A 19203-nucleotide genomic window follows, 5' to 3' on the forward strand; every position below is an offset into this window, starting at 1 on the left:
CGGCGGCGGTTTTTGTCTTGGCATCCCGGGCAGGGGCATCCGGAGTTTATTTGGCTTTCTTCTCCAGGGTGCAACTGACGATGGCGCCTTCGGCGGCATGAATCATGCGGATCCAGGGCGCATAGCCGGCCAGGCTGATCCGCACCTCGTGAACCCCGGGATTCAAGGGAACGGCTATCGGCGTGTTCCCGTAATAGACTTGATCGATCTCCACCTCGGCGCCGGAAGGGTTGGAGTCGAAGTGCACCAGGGCCTTCTCGGGGAGCTTGGGCTGACTGGCCTCGATGCGGGTCACCAATTTATCGACCGCGGCCGTCAGGGCTTTCGACAACAGCTCCCGGGTATTTCCGGTGGAAAGGTTGGCCGCGCCGCTAGTATTCAGCATTTTGGTCTGGGCGGGAGTAAAGATCGCAAACTCCAGTTTTCCGGTGTTGACGTTCAGGACCTTAATGTTGACGGTAATGTCGGCGGTGATCTGCTCGGTGGTGATTCCGTAGGCCTGGACTCTTTGGACATTCTGCTCATAGGAGACGATGCTGCCGGTCACCAAATAATCGGCGCTCAACAGTTTTCCGATCTGCAGCGCTGAGCTCTCCGAGTTGACCAGACCGGACATGGACAGATGGTGTTCTTCCATGATCGAAGCCAGCTTCGCCCGCTCGACCACTGCGAACTTATCGGTCTGATACAGCAATGTTCCCAACACTTCGTTGGCGGCGGTTCCGATATTCGGGAGATATTTACCGCTCAGATTGTTAAAATCCACAATCGCCACCGTGTATTGGGGGGATTCGGCATAGTTCGGGACCGCCGCCAGGCCGAGCCAACCGGCCGCGAGCAAGGCTGAAAAGATGACCCACATCCCCAAATATCTGGCTTTTCTCATGGAGGCTCCTCCTTTGAATGAGACGGTAAGAAAAGGATACTGTCCGCATATTCCGTGTGCGATTTCCAAGTTCCTGATCCATGGTATCATAAATCTGCGGCCGGGGCGAGAGCATGGCCGGATAATGGTTAAAATTCTTGTTTTGTACCCCAGGTTACACGTGCAGGTGCATCTTTAGCAAGTAGCCGAAATAGAGAGCCGGTGCGCCCCAGGGATTGATTTTGCGATGCGGCCGGATTTTCGACGCTTCTATACTTTAATGAAAACAAAAAGGAACGGCCTTCGCTGCCGGAGCAGCGGTGGCCGTTCTTGATTGGGATAGGAGGAAAGGGAGGCGTGTCTGCGCCTTTCTTGAACCGGGGCTTCGCTTTTTGTTATTTAACGGGAGGTAAACCGTAACATATTCCAAGACAGTTTCGGCAAGACGACGGTCGCGATATTGCCATCCACCCGGGGAAGCGCCGCTTGACGCGGCTTTACCCGCTCCGGCGCTTCGAAATCATTGGCTGCCGCTAGCTCATCCTCCTGGAGCAGGCGATGTTCCACCGGGCGAACCGCCGGGAATGACCGGAAATCCAGCTGGACCTCCAGGTCCTCGTGTTGGTCGCAGTTCAAAAGGAAAAGATTGACCGCGCCGCTTTCCGGATTGAAGACCACCGCCGTTTGGAGCACTGGCACATCGCCGTAGGCCTGGGACTCATACGCCGGGCAGTGGATCAGGGGCCGCAGGACCTGGCCGCGGCCGAACTGGGAAACCTGCTGGAAGGGATAGAAGATGGTCTGCCGGATGGCCGGGCCGCCACGTTTGGTATAAATGGGAGCGATCGCGTTCACCAGTTGCGCCAGGCAGGCGATTTTGATCCGGTCGGCATGATTCAAGAGGGAGCAGATCAGGCCGCCGAAGACCAGCGCGTCCAGGAAGGTGTAGATCTGCTCCAGCCGGGGCGGAGCGGTCTCCCAGTCCGGATACTCCTCGGGGAGATACCAGACGTTCCATTCGTCGAACGACAGGTTCAACCGCTTATGGCTGCGGTTTTTGGCCTTGACATAGTCGGCGGTGGCGATGATGGTCTGGATGAAACGGTCCATGTCGACGAAGGAACCCAAAAAATCATCCCGGGTGATCGCGTCGCGGATGCCGTAATAACTATGAAGCGAGATGTAATCCACCTGGTCATAAAGGTGTTCCAGGACGATCCGGTCCCACTCCGGGAAGGTCGCCATCCGGGCGTTGGAACTGCCGCAGGCCACCAATTCGATGCCCGGGTCGACCCAACGCATGATCTTGGCCGCCTCGAGGGCCTTCTTGCCATAATCGTCGGCCGAGAGATGGCAGATCTGCCAGGGGCCGTCCATCTCATTGCCCAGGCACCAGACCTTGATGCCGTGCGGCTGGGCGTGGCCGTTGCGACGGCGCAGATCGCTCCAGTAAGTTCCGCCGGGGTGGTTGCAATACTCCACCAGATTGCCGGCGTCGGCGGGAGTTCCGGTTCCCAGATTGACCGCTGCCATCACTCCGGAATCGGCTTTTTTGCACCAGTCCGCGAATTCATCGATGCCGATCTCATTGGTTTCAATGGACCGCCAGGCCAAGTCGAGCCGTTTCGGCCGTTCCGCAAGGGGTCCGATGCCGTCGGTCCATTGGTAGCCGGAGACAAAATTGCCGCCCGGATAGCGGACCAGGGGTACGGCCAACTCTTTCACCAGGCCGAGCACGTCGCGGCGGAACCCCTGTTCGTCGGCGCTGGGGTGGCCCGGCTCATAGATTCCCGAGTACACTGCCCGGCCGAGATGCTCGATGAACGATCCGAATAAACGGGGATCGGTCTCGCTGATGACATAGTCCTTTTCAATGATACATTTGGCTTTTTTCAAACGGAAACTCCCTCCCTGATGAAATATTTGGAGTACGGCGGAACTTCAAAATGAATAATCTAACCGGTTAGAAATGTTCGATGCAATATATTTCAGCGCCTTTCATAAAATTCCTTCTCCGCCAGGAAAAGTTTTACGTTGAAAGATTCGCGGAAAGCAGGAGATCGAAATTCAGGGATGAATAAATAGGGTTATTTACACAAAGAGCTGTGATAAACCCGGCTTAAAAGCCGGAAGGGTCACAGCGATTGCTTGAAGCAAGTGATAAAGTCGTTTTAAAAATTTTTTGCAAGTCGAATCGATTTGAAAAAAGACTTTATCACACGGCTTCTAAAGGAGTGTTGGGTCAAGTGGCCACCATCCGGGATGTCGCCGAACGGGCCGGAGTCTCGGTCGCTACGGTTTCGGCGGTGCTCAATCAGAGCTGCAAGGTAAGCGAGAAGCTGACCGCCAGGGTGCTGGCGGCGACGCGGGAATTGAATTACCGTCCGAACCGGTTAGCCCGGGCCCTTTCCCAAAAACGCACCCATCTCATCGGCTGCCTGGTGCCGACGATCGTCAATCCCTTCTTTCCGCAGGTTGTCAAGAGCGTTGAGGATATTGCCTTCGAAAACCAGTTTGGGATCTTCGTTTGCAACAGCGAGGGGAACTCGGGCAAGGTCCGGTATTACCAGCAGATGTTGCTGGAGACGCAGGTGGACGGGGTCATTATTGCGCTCTCCTGGGAACTGGCCCGGCCGGAAGTGATTCAGCCCTTTCTGGAGGCGGGGATCCCAGTGGTCGGCCTGGCCGGGGCGCGCCGTTCGGAGCTGATCGATTGCGTGGTCGTCGATGACGTTCAGGGCGGCTTTGACGCCGCCAACCATCTGATTGAGCTCGGCCATACCCGGATCGGCTATATCGGCGCCCAAAACAGCGAGACCACCCGGCTGCGGCTGCTGGGTTACAAAAAGGCCTTACAGGCCGCGGGACTCCCGTACGACGAGCGTGATATCATGTTGGGAAATTCCTTTTCGGACGCGGAAGGCTATACTCTGGCGAAGATGCTGCTCGCCCGGGAACCGGAGATCAGCGCGATCTTTTCCTATAACGACATCATGGGGTTGGGCGTGATGAGCGCCCTGCACGATCAGGGGATCGCGGTTCCCGCGCAGCTGTCGGTGATCGGGTTCGACGACTCGGCGGCCTCGTATAGTTTTCCCAAGATGTCGACCATGGAGATACCCAAGGCGGAGATGGGCCGGATCGCCGCCAATGTGTTGATCAACCGGATCGGCGGCCAAGCCGCCGCGCCGCGGGTCTTTGAATTGCCGCCCCGCCTGGTGGTGCGCGATTCCACCGGACCGTTGCATCATGAATAATCTCAGGTATCTGCGCTGAACGGAGCCACCGGACGGCGACTCGAAAGAGAGGCCCCGAATCTTGGGAGCATGGTTCGGGCTATTTTTGTTGGGGGCCGTATTTATGGCGGAATATGTATCTGGAGGCGGTTGCATGGTCCAGGACCGGATTTTCACTTTGAACTTTTTCATCCCAATTCCGTTGTATAAAGGGCATAATGGGACTGAAACGCCGGATGGATCTTCGGCGGATGGGAAGTCCCGGCGATGAGGTGGATCCCATTTTTGCTTTTCTGAAAAAATATATCCCAAAGTATTGGAAGCTCTTCTGCCTGGCCGTGGCCTGTCTCACGGTGGAGGCCATCTGCGATCTGCTGCAGCCGACGATCATGGCCCGGATCATCGATCACGGCGTGGCTACCCGCCGGCTCGATTCGGTGCTGCGCCTGGGAGGGCTGATGCTGACGGTGACGGCATTGGGAGCGGCCGCCGCCGTGGGGCGTAACATCTTGTCGAGCCGCGTTTCGCAGCGTTTCGGGACCGAACTCCGCTCCGATCTCTTCCGGCAGATCCAGAGTCTTTCCTTGGAGAATCTCAACCGTTTCGAGACCGGATCGCTGGTGACCCGGCTGACCAATGACGTGACCCAGGTTCAGAACCTCGTCAACGGCCTGATGCGGATCTTCGTCAAGGCGCCGCTGGTCTGCGTCGGCAGCATCGCCATGGCCACGCTGCTCAACCCGCACCTGGCGCTGATCTTCATCGTGGTGGTCCCGGTGATCGGAAGCCTGATGTTTCTGAACGTCCGGATCGGCTACCCTTTCTTTCGCAAGGTGCAACGGATGATCGACGGGCTCAATAGCGTGATCCGGGAATACCTCTCCGGCGTCCGGGTGGTGAAGGCCTTCAACCGCTTTGAGTATGAGACGGAACGGTTTGACCGGGCCAACCGGGAACTGGCCGGGGTAACCACCGCCGCCACGCGGGTGATGGCCTTCTTTACGCCGGGAATCACCCTGACGGTCAACCTGGGGATCATCGCCGTATTATGGCTGGGCGGGCTGCGGGTCTCCGGCGGCCAGATGCCGGTGGGCCAGGTGATGGCGTTTGTCAATTACTTGATTCAGATTCTGGGCTCGTTGATGACGATCTCTTTTGTCTTTAATATGCTGGTGCGGGCGCGGGCTTCCGGCGAACGGATCGGCGCGGTCATGGCCGAGCGGAATACGATGGCCGTTCCGGAACGGCCGTTGCGTCCCACGGAAGGCGGCGGGCGGGTCGAATTCGACCGGGTCGCTTTCGCCTATCACCGGGACGGCGGAGAGCCGGTGTTGCGGGAGATCAGCTTTGGCGCCGCGCCGGGCGAGACCGTCGGGATCATCGGGTCCACCGGTTCGGGCAAGAGCAGCCTGGTGGGGCTGATTCCCCGCTTTTATGATGTCACGGCGGGCGCCGTCCGGGTGGACGGCGTGGATGTGCGGGAGATGGCTCCCGAGCAATTGCGGGAGCGGATCGCCATGGTCCCCCAGCAGAACGTCCTGTTCAGCGGCACGATTCTGGAGAATATCCGCTGGGGGAAGCCGGACGCCAGCGCCGCCGAGGTCGAGGCCGCGGCCAGGGCGGCCCAGGCCCATGAATTCATCGCAGCCATGCCGGAAGGGTACCAGACGGTGCTGGGCCAGGGCGGGATCAACCTGTCCGGCGGCCAGAAGCAGCGGATCGCCATTGCCCGGGCGCTGGTGAAGCGGCCGTCGCTTCTGATCCTGGATGACAGCACCAGCGCGGTGGATATGGCGACCGAGGCCCGGATCCGCGCCGCGATGAAGCAGTATGTCCGGGGGATGACCTGCTTCCTGATTAGCCAGCGGATCGTCTCGGTGATGAGCGCCGACCGGATCATCGTCCTGGACAACGGGGTCGTCGCCGGAATGGGCAGTCATGAGCAACTGCTGGAATCCTGTCCGGTATACCAGGATATTTACCGGTCGCAGCTCGGCAAGGAGGCGGTCTGATCATGGCGGAAGAAGGGCGAACCGGCCGGCCGGGAAGCGCCGGACCGGGAAGCCTCGGCCTGCCCGGCGGCGGAGTCGGCGGTTTCGGGCGGGGCGGGGGCGGCGCGCGGTGGCTGATGCCGGGGGCCAAGCCGAAGCATTTCCGGGAGACCATGGCCCGGCTATGGCAATACTTCGGCAAGGAACGGCGGCTGCTGGCGCTGGTCTTCGAACTGGTCATCCTGAGCGTCGGACTGGGTCTGGCCGGGCCGTATCTGATCGGCCGGGCCATCGACGCCATTGCCGCCGGGAGCCGGGGGGTCCGTTTCGGGATGCTGCAAGCGGCGATCCTGGCGTTGCTGGCGGCCTATCTGACCGATTCCGGCGTCAGCTTTCTGCAGGGCTGGCTGATGGCAGGGATCGCGCAGCGGATCGTCCAAAACCTGCGGCATGCGCTCTTCGCCAAACTGCAAAAGTTGCCGGTCGCCTTTTTCGATCAGCGGACCCACGGCGAGCTGATGAGCAGGCTCTCCAATGATGTCGACAATATCAGCGGCACCATTTCCCAGTCCGCCACCCAGTTGATGGCCAGCGGCTTCACCATTCTGGGGTCCTTCCTGATGATGCTGGCGCTCAGCCCGCTCCTGACCCTGGCCGGCCTGATCACGATTCCGCTGGTCTTCCTGCTGACCCGGACCATCGCCGGCCGGACCCGGCTGCTCTTCAAAGAGCAACAGGCAGTGCTCGGTCAGTTGAACGGGCAGATCGAGGAAGCCATCTCCGGGATCCAGGTGGTCAAGGCCTTCAATCACGAGGCCGAGGTGATCGCCGACTTTGACGCGGTCAACGACAGGCTCTGCGCGGTGGGGGTCAAGGCCCAGATCTGGTCGGGCTACATCATGCCGTTGATGAATGTCATCAATAATCTCGGCTTCGCCGCGGTGGCCGGCGTGGGCGGGGTGCTGGCGGTCCGGGGCCGGATCACCGTCGGGGTCATCGCCAGTTTCCTCAGTTATTCGCGGCAGTTCGGCCGGCCGCTGAATGATCTGGCCAATATCTTCAATACCCTGCAGACTGCGGTGGCCGGCGCCGAGCGGGTCTTCGAGATCCTCGACGAAGCGGAGGAGCCGGACGACCGGCCCGGGGCGGTGCCATTATTCCAGCCCCGCGGCAGAGTGGTCTTTGAGAAGGTTTCGTTCGGCTACCGGCCGGACCGGCCGATCCTGAAGGAGGTCAGCTTCACGGCCGAAGCGGGCAGCAGCACCGCTTTGGTCGGGCCCACCGGCGCCGGCAAGACGACCATCGTCAATCTGCTGGCCCGGTTCTACGATGTCAGCGCCGGCCGGATCCTGATCGACGGCCGGGACATCCGGGAATACACCCGGGACAGCCTGCGGCGCTGCTTCGGGATTGTCCTGCAGGACACCTATCTTTTTACCGGAACCATCGCGGACAATATCAAGTACGGCCGGCCCGGCGCCGGCGACGAGGAGGTGCGGCGGGCCGCCCGGCTGGCCAATGCCGACGAGTTTATCCGGCGCTTGCCCCAAGGGTATGCGACGCCGCTGGCCGAGAGCGGCCGGGAGCTGAGCCAGGGTCAAAGGCAGCTGCTGGCGATCGCCCGGGCGATCCTGGCCGATCCGGCCATTCTGATCCTGGACGAGGCGACCAGCAACGTCGATACCCGGACCGAACTCCGGATCCAGGAGGCCATGCTGGAACTGATGAGCGGCCGGACCAGTTTTATCATCGCCCACCGGCTCTCCACGATCCGCGACGCCGACACGATCATGGTGATCGACGGCGGCCGCATCGTCGAGCGGGGCAGCCATGACCAGTTGTTGGCCAGCCAAGGGGTTTATCGGGCCATTTATGACAGTCAGTTTCAGAATGCCGACGCCGCTGCGGCGCAAATTCCCCAAGCCGGTCCGGCCGGCGCCGGCCATCGCCTGGCTTCAACCGCCGGGAACGAAACGGTCTAACGGGATCGCGCCGTTCTCCGGCACCAGCTTGGGGAGGGTTACCGTCAATTGTCCGGCTTCGTAAACCGCCGTCGCCCCGGCTGCGGTCACCGCGGCGGGGAGCCGGATCATCCGGCTGAAACCGTTCGAGTCGGCGCCGGACTGGCCGCTGCTGCCGCTGAGCGACAGCAGATTGCCTTGCAACTCCAAGCGCAGATCGCCCGGTTGGGCGATGCCCGGAATGACGGTTTGGACCCGCACCGCTCCTTGAGTCTCCCGGATCTCCACATCGCCGGACTGTGCTTCGTTCCGCCGTTCCGGCTCATGGCCCGCCTGAAACGGAAAACCGGCGGCGGGGGCGCCGTTCCAGAACGATCCGTCCAGGCCCCAGCGTTTTAAGAGATCCAGCACCATGTTTTGCACCTCGGCGGTGGGGTTGCCGCCCCGGCTCAATTCCGCCGCTTTGCGCTGCAGTTCAAACAGCTCCGCCAGCCAGCCCTGGTTCATGATCATTCACCCCTCCCCGGCTCGCCCGGCCGGACCGTGGTTTCCAGCGTGTCGATGAAATTGGGATCGCAGACGATATTAATGCACTGGCTGCTGCGGCTGGAGTCGCCTTCCAGGTCGAGGCCGGTGTTGGTCTTGGAGATGGCCGACCAATGGTGGTGGCGGTTATCGCCGCTGAAGATGCCGGAGGAACTGGCGATCGAGGTTACCTCCAGCTTTTCGATACGGATATGTAAATCCATGCTTGATTACTTCCTCTCCTCGGTACAGCGCGCGAATGGAGTTCCGCGGCGGGACGCTTCTTCACGGCGCTCTTTTTGAGTCTCCCAGCACATGTCGACGTTATCGGGGTCCAGCACATAGTTGGTGCTGGACGGGAAGGAGTTATGATTCCCCGAGACCGTTCCAATCCCGGCGTTCGACTTGCTCATGCTCTTGAAATCGCGCAGGAAGTTCCGGCCGATATTCAACGATGAGGCGTTCTCGATGGTGCCGATGGTAATGGCGTGAATGGTCAACTGGAAATTCAGTTCTTTCATGTCTTTGGCTCCATGGCGCGGGTCAGCGGTCGGCGCTCACCGAAAAACCACTGCAAACGTATGATGATGTTATACTTTATGAATGGCGCGGCGGGGGTGTGTCATGGCGGTCTTTGTGAATTTCGGCATCCTGGTGGTCAACAGCATCGCCAACAACGCGGGGGTTTTTTTTGGAGAAAACGCGCAACAGGGCTGGGATTCGCCGACCAAATCCAATCAGGCGGTGAATATTTACGGCGTCGGGTGTTGCACGGTGAACAATATCAATGTGGTATGCGATCCCGATCTGGTGGATACGCCGACTTTTCATAGCAACTGCGAAGGTGTGTCAATCGTCAAAGCGGTATAAAAGCGTTGTGATAAACCCTGTCCGAAGGCCAGGGTGAACACAAAAGCTCAGAAAAGCAAGTGATAAAGTCGTTTTTGAGTCCACTGAAAGGATGATTTCCGAATTGGAGACTTTATCACATGGCTTTTAAAAGCGGTTGTGATAAACCCTGTCCGAGGGTCAGGGTGAACACAAAAGCTCAGAGAAGCAAGGGATAAGTCGTTTTAAAAACCTTTTGCAAGTCGAATGGATTGGAAAAAGACTTTATCCCATGGCTTTTAAACCGTGAGACCGATAGGCGGAGTGCGGGAGAGACGATAGTTGCGACAGCGCACCGCAATTTCCGGGGGCGAGGTGAACGAAGATCGTCGAAAAGATCAGCAATATCGGTTTCGGCGGGAAATTCCCGGATCTCCAGGCCCGGATCGCCGAGCTGGAAGCGCAGGTTCAGGAATTGCGGGAGCGGCAGCAAGCAGCGGCCGCTCCGACCATCATCATTGAGCACCTGTATGTCCGGCGGGTCGAGGTGGATAAACTTCAGTTCAATTTGGATGAAATCAGCGTCGATGATCTGAGCGGCATGCTCAATGTGGGGATCAACAGCGACGGCAAAATGAAGAAAGAGGAGCGGAACCGGAGCGGTAAGGGTTAGCCGATTCCCGCCACCGCGGACAGGGAGCCATGCATCCCCGCCCGGGGGGCGGTTACCCGGGTGGTAGGATGGGCCAAGCCTGGGATGGATCCATTGGCCGGAAACCAACCGGGACTCCGGGGCCGCTGGCAAGCCGGACAGGGCCGGAGCGGGGTTTGGAACTCCGGGAACGGCGGGCGGAGCAGTTTCCCGGCGCGCCGGAAGCACTTCCGAAGGCTTGGGAAGAAGGGCTGAAGTCCGGGGAAGCCCGGCTGAGCCCTAGGGACGATCGTCCGAGAGTTACGGAAACCCTTCCAACTCTTCGGGAACCGGGTCCAAGCCTCCGGGAAACACCTCCGGGGCTCCGGGAGGCATTGCAAACTTTGGGATGCCCTCCCGCAGCCGTCCGGGGCATCGCCATCGCCCCGCCGCTTCCGTCGGGGGAATGGCTCGTTTCATTGCGGATGGGGATAATAAATGAAGTGGCGCGGGAATTTTAACCGGTCGTTTCACGTTGTTATGAGAGAGACCCTATGAACCAATGACGCCCGGCTGGGGCGGAGGCGGCCTGAGCCGCCCCGGGACAAGCGGCCGGCACGGAGAGATAACGGATGAAATGTTTCCAGTGTGGCTATGAATTTGACGACGCGGCGGAGCGCTGTCCCCAGTGCGGGGCGGAGCCGGACAAGGTCCAGGTGCTGCCGCCCGAGGAGCGGGAGAACTTCCAGGGACTGACCATCGAGGTGGAGCCGGGCGACGCCGGAGGGGAGCGCCGCCAAGAAGAAGGACCGCGCCGCCGGGTCTTTGTCCACCGGGTCGACGTGGGGAATTCGGCGGGCGGCTTCTTCCTGAAACTGCTGATCGCCGGGATCGCGCTGCTTTTGCTGATCATGGTCTTGCCGGTGGCGCTCTTTTGGATCGTCATTGTGCTGGCCGGCTGGTTCGGCGCCCGCTGGTGGCGGAGGTAGCGGGCCCGGCTTTCAGAGGGACTGGATGAGGAACGCGGCCGCGATCGCCGCCGCCACTCCCAGCGCCAAACCGCCCCGGAACCAGGCGCAGGCCGCCGCTACGCCGATCCCGGCCAGGGTCGCCAGGCGCAGCTCCGGGCCGGCGCTCAGCGCGCCCCGGACAATCAAGGCGCCCAGCGCCGTATAGGGGACATACAAAAAGAAGCGCCGGACGGCCGGGGGCAGCGGCCGTTTCGAGAGCGCCAGCAGGGGCAGCAGCCTCGGCAGATAGGTGACGGCCATCATGCCGAGGATCAGGGGCAGGTAATTTTTCATGCCGTTTCCTCCGCCGCGGACCCGTCTTTCCATCGCCAAAGGCCCGCCGCGGTCGCGGCGACGATGGTCGCAATCAGGCGCCAGCTGGGCGGAAGCAGCCGGAAACCCTCCAGCAGCGCGTAGATCATTCCGGCCAGCACCGCCAGGCGCCGCACCGCCGCCGATTTTTTGAATTCGGGAACCAATAACGCCGCAAACATGGCGTACAATCCCACCCCCAGGCTGCTCTGGACCGCGCCGGGCAACACCGCGCCGAGCAGATACCCGACCCCGGTGCCGCCGGCCCAGGCGCCGTAGGCCGAGCCCTGCAACGCCAGCAGATAGGGAACGCTCAGGGTGCCTTGCTGCAGTGAGGCCACTGCGAAACTCTCATCGGTGATTCCAAAAGCGATCCACGGCAGCCAATGCCGTTGGACATGGCCGAGGCGGACCGCCAGGGAGGCGCTCATCATCAGGTGCCGCAGATTCAGCAGCAGGGTGGCGGCCACGATGCCGCCGGTGGCGACACCCGCCCGGAGTAGATCCAAGGCCATGAACTGGCTCGCCCCCGCGAAGACAATCAGCGAGAAGAGACAGGCCTCAAGCAGCGGCACATGGACCGCCTTGGCCAGCAGGCCGAAGGCCATGGCCACCGGAAAATAGCCGATGACCACCGGCGCTCCAGCCAGCCATCCTTCTTTGCCGCCCAAAAGGGTTTCTTTCATCGTTTCGCCTCCATTTGCTCAAGATTCATGCCTTCCTCCGGATGGGGATGGTATAATAAAAAAATAACACGGTTCTTTTGTACGCTATATAGGAATGGATTGTACGTTATAACGTATTGGAGATATTATACAACGCCCGGATAGCAGATTGCAAGGAGAAGGGGGTTATTTTTTTGGCGGATGTCAACGGCATTATCGCCGCCAATCTGAAGCGGATCCGCGAAACCAAACGCCTGAGCCTGGACAGGGTGGCCGATCTTACCGGGGTCAGCAAATCGATGCTCGGCCAGATCGAGCGGGGCGAGTCCAATCCCACCATCAACACCATCTGGAAGATTGCCGCCGGACTCCGCGTCTCTTTCACGGCGCTGCTCGATGCGGCGCAGGGGGAGGCGGTCATCGTGCGCCAGGCCGAGCTGGAGCCGCTGGTCGCCGACGAGGGCGGATACCGGGTCTATCCGGTCTTCCCCTACCAGGAAGGGCGGCGTTTCGAGATCTACAGCGTCGAATTGGAGCCGGGCGGGAGCTACCATTCGGAATCCCACGGGGAGCGGACCCACGAGTTCATTACGGTGGCCGACGGGGTATTGACCGTGGTGACCGGGGAGAAGCAATACACGGTGCGGCGCGGCGAGTCCATCGCCTTCCCGGCGGACCGGCCCCACCAATACCAGAATCCCGGCCGGGAGCTGACCCGCCTGAGCATGGTCATCGATTACTCCGGGACTTGAAGGCCCGGACTGCCGATCTGCGGCGCCCGGGGGAAGTTTCTTGGGGCGGACCGCCGGAGCCGGCGTCATACGATCCGCCGGGAAGATTGAAAGCCATGGGAAACCAGCCCTGTAGTGGAGTGAAAATTGATGTATCCCTTACTGCCTCCGGGCTTTTGTGAACACCCCGACCTGCGGACGGAGTTTATCACAACGCCTCTGATCCTTTCTTCGCAGTCAAACCAACCGGTTGAGCCGGAATATGCGGCTGAATGTCAGGGATGGGAACCCGGGAAGCTTCCCCAAACCTCGGGGAAGCTTCCTCAAGGCTTGTCGATGCTTCCCGAAGCCTCCGTCTTCTTTCCCGGAGGTTCGGGGATGCATCCCGAAGGATTGGTCCTTTATCCCGAAACCTTGGGGAAGCTTCCCGAGGGCTTCGGGATGCTAGGATGAACCTTCGGGAAGAAAGGATCAAAGGATCCTATGAAAGGATCATAGCATCCCTTACAAGGATGAAGACCATACCTTACACGGATCCTGGCATCCCTTACAAGGATCGCAGGATCCTTTGAAAGGATCGAGGCATCCCTTACAAGGATGGCTTTCATCCTAACAAGGATGAAGAATATCCTAGTTGGACGAAGGACCATACCTTACATGAGGGGCGATGAACTGATATATTAGGGGAGCCGGGATGGTGGACGAAAGGTTGGGGAAAGATGAATGAGCTGGGGTACGGTTGGACTTTGCGACGGAAAATTTGGGAGAATCCTTGCCCCTTCAAGGGGAAAGGAGCGAGCTTCGCGTTCTGGAAGAGAAATTCCGGGTTGCATTGGGAGGAACGGCTTATTCGCGGGTTAACTTTTTAGGCCAAAATAGTCCCGGTTCATCAGCAACCAGCTAAGCGCCAACAAAATCGATAGCATTTTTATTAATCTGGTCAATGATGGCAACAATTCCCAACGCTGTCTCCATGGGAAATAGCTCGACAATACTGCCGACAGTTTTGAAAGGTTCTTCTTGAAGTATCGTTTTATCAAGCATATGACCATTCTTAACGATGTAATCCACAATGTTTTTAACAAACCGTATTTGACGGCTGTTCAAGTTCTCGTTGGTTAAAAACTCGCCGAAGGCTTCATTGGCCGCTTGCCGGTCAAGGCCAATCATCTCTCGGACCAGGATGGACAAGGGCGTATCGCCAAACTCTTTTTGATACTCTTCCTTCGTGCCGAGTTCTCCCCAAAGAATCTGTTCCAACGTCATGAAGTCCTGTTTGGTCAGAGGCTTATTGTTCTTTAATTTATAAATGGCGACGTTGTCCTGATGTTCCCGAAGGTATTGGTTAACCTTCTTTTGGTAATCGTTTAAATCAGCGACCGTGAATTCGCCGGGACTTTCGGATAATGCGAGTATCTCGTCGGTAAAATCGGTATAGTAGATATCCTGCTTCTTCCGTTCGATAAACTTAATGAGCTCACGGAGGTCTTCCCGGACGTTTTCATAAGCGAAGATATCGGCATTGTCCCAAAAATCGTCGGTCTTAATCTTTGCGATGGTTTCTTTCTTGGCTAGGATTTGGGGTATCGTACCCAGCTTCGACAGTTCAAAAGCGGTTCGGACCACCGATTCTTTTTGCATATTGGCGCTTTTGCCCATGAGATGACCCAACTCGATGACGAACATGATTTCATCAAATCGTTTCGCCAGTTCGTCATCGTCTTCCGGTTTAATTAACGGAGCGATATGCGCTTTCAGATTCGCGGCGTCAAGAATACCCAATGCTGTCCAAGCGTCTTTGGAACTGTATTTATCGACATATAGCAGATGTTGTTTAACCACAAAGTTGCGCCGGTTCAGTTGGTTGATGGTTTTGGTGAGTTCTTCGATCAATTGATTCCGGTAGGCGGTATAGCATTCCTGTTGATACTCCAGTTGTTGCAGTTCCTTAACCATGTCCACTTTGATTCCAAAAAGGATTTCGGTAATGCTTGGGCTGATCTTGGCTTCCCGGCCGTGTTCATTGACTCTGAAAAACTCAAAGTTACCGCAGAAGTCGAAGATATAAAACTCCTTTTTATTCAGCCCGACGCCAAACAAGCCTTCGCAAAGGCGGGTTCCCCGGCCAATCATCTGCCAGAACTTGGCTTTGGAAAAGACCTTTTTGAAAAAGACGAGGTTCACGATCTCCGGGATATCGATGCCGGTATCCAACATGTCGACCGATACGGCGATTTGGGGAAGCTTATTTGGGTCCGAGAAGTCATCCAGCAGGCTTTGAGCGTAGGTGACATAGTTGTCAATCACCCGGGCGAAATGGCCGCCGTATTCGGGATACAAAGCGTTGAACCGCTCCACGATTCTTTCGGCGTGTTTATGATTTTTGGCGAAGATGATGGTCTTCCCGAATTTATCGCCGCCTTCAACCTTGATGCCTTTTTGCATCAGGATGGTTAAGACCTTTTCGATGGTGTCATCATTGAAGAGCCAGGAGTTCAAGGCTTCGGAAGAGATGTCCTCGGGAACATCGTCATCAAAAGTCTCCTCGAATTGTTCCTTTTCCGCTTCGCTTAAATCGTCGTAGTGAATCCCATCTGACAAGAACTTTAGCTTGGTTTCGATTTTTTGAAAATAGACGAGAAACCTATCTTCAACCGCTGTTTTCAATTCGTAGGCGTATGTCGGCACATTATTTTCAAGGTCGAAGAGGTGATAGGTGTTTTTATCGATATCGGCCTTGGGCGTCGCGGTGAGCCCCACCAGCATGGCGTCAAAATAATCGAAGATGGCTTGATACTTTTGATAAATGCTGCGATGGGATTCATCAATGATAATCATATCAAAATGGCCGACGGTGAATAGTCTTTGCCCGTTTTTCGCCTTGGTTTCATCAATAGCGTTCATCATGGTCGGATAGGTGGAAAAGACAATCCTGCTCTCGGGGTTATCTTTATTATCCATAAGGTTGCATAAGGACATGGAGGGAAGGAAGTTATTAAAGGCGTTCTTGGCTTGTCTGACAAGGGCAGTCCTATCCGCCAGAAAAAGGACATTTTTCACCCATTCATGACGGGAAAGCAGGTCCACCAGGGAAGCAGCCACGCGGGTCTTGCCGCTTCCGGTAGCCATGACCAGTAAAGCTTTTCGATCGCCATCTTCCAATGAATCGCAGATTGCCTTAATGGCTTCTTTTTGATAATAACGGTTGGTAATCGTCTCGTTTATCTTGATGTTCTCAAGCGGTATCCGGCTTTTTCTCCGGTTAACCAGGAGTTGCAGTTCATCTTTGCTGTAGAAACCGGATACCCTCCGCTCGGGATAGCGGGTATCATCCCAAAGGTAGGTTTCGAATCCGTTGCTATAGAAGATCACGGGGCGTTGGCCGAACTTACTCTCTAAGCAGTTAGCATATAGTTTAGCCTGGTGCTGCCCAACTTTCGGGTCTTTACTGGTTCGTTTGGCTTCCACTACTCCCAAAGGTTTGCCGTCGTTTCCAAACAGGACATAATCGACCGAACCTTGGCCGCTGCCCGAGGGCATTCCCAAAACAGGGTATTCTTCGATGCAATCCTCGCCAAACCGCCAACCGGCTTCCCGAAGGTCAAGGTCGATATAGTGCTTGCGGGTTTCAAACTCGCTGATTTCATCGACTTTAAACGGGGTGTCCTTGGCTTCCCGGATTTTGCGGATTTCCTCGCGGAGCTTTTCATTCTCAGCCACGACATCTTTGAGTTCCTTGTCGGTGGCTCCGAGCCGGTTATATAACTCTTCCAGGTCTTTTTGACTGACTTTTTGCTCGGTTCCGGCCGGCAGCCATTCTTCGTGAAACTCGCTATCAACATGAGCAGTGGAGTAACAATAACTTACCCACGAAACAAACTGGTGCAGATTATGGAGGGCCACCACGCCATCGCCGCGCCGGATTCCCTGATTGGTGTGGGCGGCGTGATTTCCGAGGGTTACAATGTAGCGTATCAACGGGAAAAGCTTCGGCTCCAGGACATCTTGAAAACTCCGGTTATGGATGAGACTGGAGAGGTTGTCCTGATAGGGGACTTTCAAATAACCGTCGGAACTATAAACCCAGCGAACCGCCAACTCCAGAGCGCGGCGGCAGAGAATAGCTGTAGCTGATGCACTGGAGGCAATCGTCTTTTCAGCCTCTAGGCAAGCCTCGGAAAAGCTATCGAATTGATTTGTTTTTTGAAGGAATGAAAAGTTTGAGGGCAAGCTGGTCACTCCTTTGGGTGTTTATAGGTCTCCGCGAAAAGATTTTTGCATCAGGCAATTCGGAAGATTTTTAGGTTTCACGCGGCAAGCCCCTTTCGTAAGCTGGCTCGACGCAGCCCCTCATCCCCGGCCCTTCTCCCGGCAACGGCCTGGAGAAGGGAGTTGCGCTTGTCGTTATTGCCGTTCTCAAAACCCTCTACCGGCCCTTGACGGGAGAGGGTCGGCGCAAGCTTTTTTGCGCCGGGGTGAGGGCTGCCTCGAACGGGTGAAATTTGAGGGCAAGCTGGTCACTCCTTACTTCATCAATTGAATGCAACTCCACATCTCCGCCCTGTTTGTTGAGAAAGGTAAATCTTAAATACAATTTAATCCGTCTAATAATGCAAAAAAATTCTTTATCATTGGATAATCATACTGTAATTGATATCCACCCAAGTTATCTTTAAGAAAATAAACTTGATCTTCTATACATTCTAAATCCTCTTTTTGGATATTTAAGAAAAAATCCAAGTGATGGATTTCCCTATTCATACCATTTATGTATGAGTCAAGATCCTTATCAAACCTATAACCAAACATTTTAAGCAAATTAGTCTTTTTTAAACTTACCTTATAACAAAACATCCCACAAATCAGAGAATTGTTTTTATCTATACTCTTCAATTCCTCAACTTTTTGCTCGAATCTTCTAATATCTGTCCCTGTTGCATTACTTTTCACTTCAATAACTGCATGACAATCTTTAGGTTCTGCACAAATTGTATTACCGTTACTTATTGTTCTTATTCTGGCTCCCTTTTTTAAAATTATAATATCATTCTGTCCGCTTTGAATATTACCATCAGTAATAACTCCCCTTGCAAAACGTACATTAGTATATTGTTTCTGAAGTACATCAATAATGAATTCCTCTCGGATTTCTCCTTTAGTTAACATGTGTTGGAATAATTCAGAAGCGTCATATTGTAGCAATAATAAGTTCTCATAATATAAATCATAGGTATCAAAGTAGTTCATAGCAATTCTCCACGAAACGCTTTTTGAATCAAACTATTATAACAATTTTCTATATCCGATAAACTTTTTTCAAGACATAGTTTCTGATATTCGGTTTTTTCAACAATTTCGGCAAAGTTATTTTGATGATTTATATTAGGAATAGGTAATTTGATTTTCTTGATTTGACCAGTATATAACCCGGCTTGAGCTACTTCGTTTTTGCTGAAATTGAATTGTTTTTGGATGTAATTAGTATTAAACAGATGGAGTAAGAATTTAGGATTTACAATGTTTTTATTTGGTTTAATTAACGCTACACTTCGAGCTAAGCTAAACTCATCCATTTTAGGAACAATTGCGACTTTTCCTATTGTCGCACCTACACAAACTAATAACAAATCACCATGTTCAGGATTACATCTTTTATAAATTCTTTTGTGATCATCTTCGGAAATAAATGATAACTCTTTTAAACTAATTTTATTATCCGTAGTTATATTTCTTGCCATTAAATAAAGATATCCCTTTGTTTCTCTTTTTACTGTACCATGTTCACCATCGGTGATTTTATTTGATACTTTATCTAAAGATTCTATAGAATAATTCCTTTCATAATCTTTAGATTGCCCAAACATTTCCAAAAACACACTCTGCAAAAACTCATCCAAAAGCCGAATCGACTCTTGCCGTTTCTTGCGGATTGCATCGGCTTTGTCCAAAATAGCGGCAATGCGTTTTTGTTTTTGAAGTGGAGGAAGAGGGATAGTTAATTTTTTTAAATCGCTCGTTGAAAAACTAGCTTGATTAACTGCTTTTTTAGTGATCTTTGCTATTTGTCTTTTAAAATCACTACGTTTAAAGCAATATAACGCATATTTGGGAAAGAGAATGCTTCTATTCGGTCTTAAGCATAGTAAATTCATCCCGTGAATTAATGTAGTATTGATGTTTTCGAATATTGCAACTTTCCCTAAATGGGCCTCGCTGTTGATATGAGACATTAATATATCTCCATCCTGCAAGTAATACTGTGAATATTTTTCCTCATCATATATTCCTGCATATCCCAACCTATTTAAATCTATAATTCCATTGGCAATGGTTTCAATCCTAGTAATTGGGATACCACCTTCTATACCTTGTTTAATATTTGAACCATTTCTTACAAACTCAAAGGTTTCACCAATTTTTTTTACTATCAACTTGTTTTCCTCATTTA

Annotated in this window: 17 protein-coding genes; 7 read left to right on the forward strand and 10 right to left on the reverse strand. The window is 54.8% G+C overall.

Annotated elements, in window-relative coordinates:
* Positions 1 to 46: 46 nt before the first annotated feature.
* Both lptE and arfA read right to left on the reverse strand, forming a co-directional pair.
* Positions 47 to 886: an LPS assembly lipoprotein LptE gene (gene lptE / locus EDC14_RS02450; RefSeq protein WP_165907738.1), complete on the reverse strand. Its 840-nt coding sequence runs from the start codon at positions 884 to 886 to the stop codon at positions 47 to 49.
* 378 nt (positions 887 to 1264) lie between these two features.
* Entirely contained in the window at positions 1265 to 2761 is a 1497-nt protein-coding gene (gene arfA / locus EDC14_RS02455; protein WP_132012591.1) for an arabinosylfuranosidase ArfA, read from the reverse strand.
* Positions 2762 to 3111: 350 nt separating this feature from the next.
* On the opposite strand from arfA, the gene EDC14_RS02460 reads away from it, so the two are divergent.
* From EDC14_RS02460 to EDC14_RS02470, 3 genes are all read left to right on the forward strand, one after another.
* A complete protein-coding gene (locus tag EDC14_RS02460) occupies positions 3112 to 4122 on the forward strand; it encodes a LacI family DNA-binding transcriptional regulator (protein ID WP_165907739.1) in 1011 nt (336 codons plus the stop codon).
* Between the two features lie 230 nt (positions 4123 to 4352).
* Positions 4353 to 6113 (forward strand): ABC transporter ATP-binding protein, encoded by a 1761-nt coding sequence (locus EDC14_RS02465; protein WP_132012593.1) that lies wholly within the window; start codon positions 4353 to 4355, stop codon positions 6111 to 6113.
* A 2-nt stretch (positions 6114 to 6115) separates the two neighbouring features.
* Positions 6116 to 8074: an ABC transporter ATP-binding protein gene (locus tag EDC14_RS02470; protein WP_132012594.1), complete on the forward strand. Its 1959-nt coding sequence runs from the start codon at positions 6116 to 6118 to the stop codon at positions 8072 to 8074.
* On the opposite strand, the gene EDC14_RS02475 is transcribed toward EDC14_RS02470, so the two are convergent.
* Genes EDC14_RS02475 through EDC14_RS02485 form a run of 3 tightly spaced genes read right to left on the reverse strand, consistent with a single transcriptional unit; the run spans position 8048 to position 9099 of the window.
* Positions 8048 to 8566: an Hsp20 family protein gene (locus EDC14_RS02475; protein WP_132012595.1), complete on the reverse strand. Its 519-nt coding sequence runs from the start codon at positions 8564 to 8566 to the stop codon at positions 8048 to 8050. The genes EDC14_RS02470 and EDC14_RS02475 overlap by 27 nt on opposite strands.
* Positions 8563 to 8802, reverse strand: coding sequence for a hypothetical protein (locus EDC14_RS02480; protein WP_132012596.1), 240 nt, complete (start codon positions 8800 to 8802; stop codon positions 8563 to 8565). The genes EDC14_RS02475 and EDC14_RS02480 overlap by 4 nt, the downstream gene beginning before the upstream one ends.
* Positions 8803 to 8808: 6 nt before the next feature.
* On the reverse strand, positions 8809 to 9099 hold the full coding sequence (locus EDC14_RS02485) for a hypothetical protein (protein ID WP_132012597.1): 291 nt from the start codon (positions 9097 to 9099) through the stop codon (positions 8809 to 8811).
* Positions 9100 to 9202: 103 nt separating this feature from the next.
* Between EDC14_RS02485 and EDC14_RS02490 the strand changes: the two genes are divergently transcribed.
* From EDC14_RS02490 to EDC14_RS02500, 3 genes are all read left to right on the forward strand, one after another.
* On the forward strand, positions 9203 to 9448 hold the full coding sequence (locus EDC14_RS02490) for a hypothetical protein (RefSeq protein WP_132012598.1): 246 nt from the start codon (positions 9203 to 9205) through the stop codon (positions 9446 to 9448).
* Positions 9449 to 9881: 433 nt separating this feature from the next.
* Positions 9882 to 10079, forward strand: coding sequence for a hypothetical protein (locus tag EDC14_RS02495; protein ID WP_132012599.1), 198 nt, complete (start codon positions 9882 to 9884; stop codon positions 10077 to 10079).
* A 590-nt stretch (positions 10080 to 10669) separates the two neighbouring features.
* Entirely contained in the window at positions 10670 to 11026 is a 357-nt protein-coding gene (locus tag EDC14_RS02500) for an FmdB family zinc ribbon protein (protein ID WP_132012600.1), read from the forward strand.
* 12 nt (positions 11027 to 11038) lie between these two features.
* Here the strand turns inward: EDC14_RS02500 and EDC14_RS02505 are convergent, their stop codons facing one another.
* On the reverse strand, positions 11039 to 11341 hold the full coding sequence (locus EDC14_RS02505; RefSeq protein WP_132012601.1) for an AzlD domain-containing protein: 303 nt from the start codon (positions 11339 to 11341) through the stop codon (positions 11039 to 11041).
* On the reverse strand, positions 11338 to 12045 hold the full coding sequence (locus EDC14_RS02510) for an AzlC family ABC transporter permease (protein ID WP_132012602.1): 708 nt from the start codon (positions 12043 to 12045) through the stop codon (positions 11338 to 11340). Before EDC14_RS02510 ends, EDC14_RS02505 begins: the two co-directional genes overlap by 4 nt.
* A gap of 173 nt (positions 12046 to 12218) precedes the next feature.
* On the opposite strand from EDC14_RS02510, the gene EDC14_RS02515 reads away from it, so the two are divergent.
* Positions 12219 to 12776, forward strand: a complete 558-nt coding sequence (locus tag EDC14_RS02515; protein WP_132012603.1) for a helix-turn-helix domain-containing protein — start codon at positions 12219 to 12221, stop codon at positions 12774 to 12776.
* An 879-nt stretch (positions 12777 to 13655) separates the two neighbouring features.
* Here the strand turns inward: EDC14_RS02515 and EDC14_RS02520 are convergent.
* From EDC14_RS02520 to EDC14_RS02530, 3 genes are all read right to left on the reverse strand, one after another.
* Complete coding sequence (locus tag EDC14_RS02520; RefSeq protein WP_132012604.1) at positions 13656 to 16985, reverse strand: DEAD/DEAH box helicase family protein; 3330 nt, start codon at positions 16983 to 16985, stop codon at positions 13656 to 13658.
* Positions 16986 to 17339: 354 nt separating this feature from the next.
* Entirely contained in the window at positions 17340 to 18002 is a 663-nt protein-coding gene (locus EDC14_RS02525; protein WP_132012605.1) for a DUF6602 domain-containing protein, read from the reverse strand.
* Complete coding sequence (locus EDC14_RS02530; protein ID WP_132012606.1) at positions 17999 to 19186, reverse strand: restriction endonuclease subunit S; 1188 nt, start codon at positions 19184 to 19186, stop codon at positions 17999 to 18001. Before EDC14_RS02530 ends, EDC14_RS02525 begins: the two co-directional genes overlap by 4 nt.
* Positions 19187 to 19203: the final 17 nt, after the last annotated feature.

The organism is Hydrogenispora ethanolica, from assembly GCF_004340685.1.
GTDB classification, from domain to species: Bacteria; Bacillota; UBA4882; order UBA8346; family UBA8346; genus Hydrogenispora; species Hydrogenispora ethanolica.